Source organism: Streptomyces sp. NPDC111802, from assembly GCF_055634335.1.
In genome coordinates, this window is sequence record NZ_JBVKCZ010000162.1 from 1 (window position 1) to 3,272 (window position 3,272).

Below are 3,272 nucleotides of genomic sequence, written 5' to 3' on the forward strand. Positions count from 1 at the left end.
CAGCTATCACCCTGGTTGACTATCCACAACCAACGCGGGTGTGTCGCTGTGCACATGTGGAAACAGAACGCCAAAACGCTTATCTACGCGGCATTTCCCTGAGGACTCCCACGATCCCGTGCGAGCAAACTGCCATCCGGCCGCTGGAGCGGCGCCTTCAGCCACCGTTCCACATACAGCAGGACCCACCGCTGGTCGGTATGGCGGGCGACCGCCTTGAGAACAAGATCATGATCGAGGTTGTCGAAGAAGCCCTGGATGTCCAAATCAATTACCCAGTTGCTGCCCCAACACCGTTCCCGGCACACTCCGACCGCGTCCAGCGCACTGCGGTGGGGCCGGTACCCGTAGGAGTCCGGGTGGAACACAGGCTCCACCAGTGGCTCCAGCACCATGGCCACCACCGTTTGCGCGATTCTGTCCGCGACCGTGGGCACGCCGAGGATCCTGACCCCGCGTCCTCCCGGCTTGTCGATCTCCACCATCCGCACCGGCGGCGGAAAGTAGCAGCCCGACGACATGCGATTCCACAGCTTGTAGAGGTTGCCCTTCAGGTCCACCTCGAACTGCTCGATCGGCTCGCCGTCGACACCTGCCGCACCCTTGTTGGCCTTGACCGTCAAGTACGCCTCGAACACAAGGTGTTTCGAGATCTCAAACGACTTCGATCCACTCGTCTGGTTCATCCCGGACACTCCGGTTGGCCGTCAAGCAGACCCGGACGACCCGTCCCCTTCGCTCCGCCCGCATTACCGGGCCTCGCCGCTACTACGAGACGGTCCGCCCCCGTGCCCCGCATCGGTACTCGGCCCCTCGCGGTTTTGTCCGCTTGGGGTTCTCCCTCTCGCCACCACCCCACCAGGGCGGCGACAGTATCGGGGCGACAGGTTCCCACGTTCCGTGCATGAGCCCGAGCCAGGCTCGCGCCGCCTACATGCCGGGCGCCGTCTGGGCAGTCGGCAGGCTTCCCCCAGACTTGTCCCGGGGACCAGATCAAGCCCCGGTTTCGACGCCGATGAGAGACGTTACGACACGTCATCAGCGGTTCGCTCACGCTCGCCTTCCTGACCCACATCTGACGCGATCACTGCCGCGCCTTTTGCCGCAGCGCTCACCACGACCGGCACTTAACCGACGCAGCCTGCGGTGATTTGGGGCCTCCCCCTGCAGAGCGACCCCGGAGGACCTACCTCCATCTCCTGCACAGCACCGCTTCCAGAGGCTGTTACATCACGCCTCCCTCAGCGTTCGTGGCACACGATCTGAGCGTCCTCCAGGACCTTCTCCACCCGGTGCTTATGACGGGTGCGCTCTTGTGTGAGCGCGGACCGCAGCCGCGTCAGGTCCCGGATCTTCCGCAGCGGACGCTGCGGGACGAACGAGGCGCGCAGCATGCCCCGTTCCGCGAGCTTGGCGAGCCAGATGGCATCCAGCTTGTCGGTCTTCGGCCGGCCCGGGACGTTCTTCACGTCACGGGCGTTGACCAGCCAGCATTCCAACCCGCAGGATGCTGATCTTGTGGCCTGGGGACAGGGCGCTGAGACGGGCGAAGACGGCGGGCGCGGTCTTGCTGTCGAGGTGGCCGGCAACGATAGCGCTGCCGCGCCCACCGGGGACGGACCGGCGGCGAACCAGCCGACCAGGTTCGTGTCGTCAATTGGTTGAGAGTTCAACCGCCCCGAGGTGCCAATGGCCAGATCGGTGAGGGCGCGTCCGCCTTGATGCTCGGGATGAGCAGACGCGTGGACGCCGGTGGGGTAGCGACGGACTGAAAGCCGTGCTGGGCAGGGGTAACCGCCGTGGCCGGGAAGAGCTTGCAGTCCGCGGTCGTCTGTTCACCGTCGCCCACAGTGTGTGGGAATGTGTTCCTGTGTCCGGGGCAGATGGTGGATATTCCTGGCGGCTTGCTTGCAGTTGTTCAGCCGTGGTCACGGCCTCACCTTCAGCTCCGCCCAAACCCGTTTGCCCCAAGGCTTCGTGTCAGGGCCGAGCAGATCACAGCCCCACCGTTCGGTGCATTGATCGACCAGTGGAAGCCCGCGGCCGCACACGTCGTCCGGGTCCGGCAGGCCCAGCTTTGGTAACTGACTAGGCGTCCGGTCAGTCACGGTGAACCGCACACGGTCGTCCGCCGGCCGGTCGACCGTGATCCGGACCAGGGGGCCTTGCGCGTGCTGGACCGCGTTCGTCACCAGTTCGCAGAGCACCAGCGCGGCGGTCTGCGCTGCGTTGTCCAGCCCCCAGTCAGTCAGCGCAGCGTGCGCCAAGTCCCGGGCGCGCTGTGCTGTTTCGGGCTCGCGCAGCGTGGTGAGCCTGTAGCCCGAGTGACCCGTTCTGCGGGGCCAAATAGCTACAGCTGTGCCGTTCATTGAAGTCATTCCATGCCTTCGTTCGGTAGATCTGGGACGCTGAGGGTAGAGGCAGGGAAAAGCAGTGGCAGACACAATCACCCCCTCGCGGCATAGAAGTGCAGGTTGCACCCTCTTTGCGCCGTATCTTCAGGCATTGATGCAAAGTTGACGCGGAGCACAGGCGGAGGGTCTGCGGTGAATTGAGTTGGCACGCCCGCTAGGCGCCGATCTCGTGATGGACCTGGGCAGACTTGGCGCGTGCGTTGGCCAGGCCTAACTGACAGTCCGCGAGTTCGCCTTCCAGGACGCCAATGGTGATGTCCAGGACTTTATTCAGGCCCAAGTCGGGGCGCTCAGTGTGGATCTGGCGGACCTTTCTCTCCAAGTAGCGTAGCCCGTGTTCGGACAGGTGTTGGTGGGCCACGGTGAGGTAGTGGGTCAGCTGACGGTCGAACAGGTTCGTGGGTTCGTTCACGTCCTGTGTAACGAGCCTCAACAGTTCCAGGCATCAGCACAGGCCGGTCATTTCTGAAGAGGTAGTTGTTGCCAAGGGCAATGCTTCGGCTGGCTTTTGAGGATCTCGGGCAGTGGAGTCTGTGTGGTGCACCTGCTGCGGAACTCAAACCGCTGGTCGATTGACGGCGGCTTGTGGGTACGGCTCTGATCAATATTTCAAGAGTGACCGGGTGTGCTGGGCCTGGCAGTTTCCTTGTTCTTCGGCCGGGTTGGGGGCTTACATCGCGGGCGTGCCGCTGCCGTACTTGGCGGGCGTTGCGAGAGAAGGCATACACCTCGATTCTTCACTTGCGGTGTGACGCCGGTCGGGTCGGTGGTTTGCCCGTAATATCCCCTGCCGTGCGAGGATGGGCCGTCGCGTGACGCTGCGGGGCGTCGGGTTCCACGGGCCCGAGGGTGCTGCGG

3 protein-coding genes and 1 pseudogene are annotated in these 3,272 nt (G+C 64.0%); all 4 read right to left on the reverse strand.

Going from position 1 to position 3,272, the window contains the following annotated elements; all coding sequences use genetic code 11:
• Positions 1 to 83: 83 nt before the first annotated feature.
• Complete coding sequence (locus tag ACZ7NC_RS44880) at positions 84 to 686, reverse strand: reverse transcriptase domain-containing protein (protein ID WP_471498048.1); 603 nt, start codon at positions 684 to 686, stop codon at positions 84 to 86.
• Between the two features lie 555 nt (positions 687 to 1,241).
• Positions 1,242 to 1,502, reverse strand: a pseudogene (locus ACZ7NC_RS44885) (IS110 family transposase); the annotation flags it as partial.
• A gap of 426 nt (positions 1,503 to 1,928) precedes the next feature.
• Positions 1,929 to 2,369 (reverse strand): ATP-binding protein, encoded by a 441-nt coding sequence (locus ACZ7NC_RS44890; protein WP_471498052.1) that lies wholly within the window; start codon positions 2,367 to 2,369, stop codon positions 1,929 to 1,931.
• 199 nt (positions 2,370 to 2,568) lie between these two features.
• Positions 2,569 to 2,826, reverse strand: a complete 258-nt coding sequence (locus ACZ7NC_RS44895) for a hypothetical protein (RefSeq protein WP_471498055.1) — start codon at positions 2,824 to 2,826, stop codon at positions 2,569 to 2,571.
• Positions 2,827 to 3,272 lie beyond the last annotated feature (446 nt).

Bases quoted from the DNA above. Each gene is read 5' to 3' on its own strand.
- ACZ7NC_RS44880 (WP_471498048.1), bottom strand. From the start codon at position 686: ATGAACCAGACGAGTGGATCGAAGTCGTTTGAGATCTCGAAACACCTT.
- ACZ7NC_RS44890 (WP_471498052.1), bottom strand. From the start codon at position 2,369: ATGAACGGCACAGCTGTAGCTATTTGGCCCCGCAGAACGGGTCACTCG.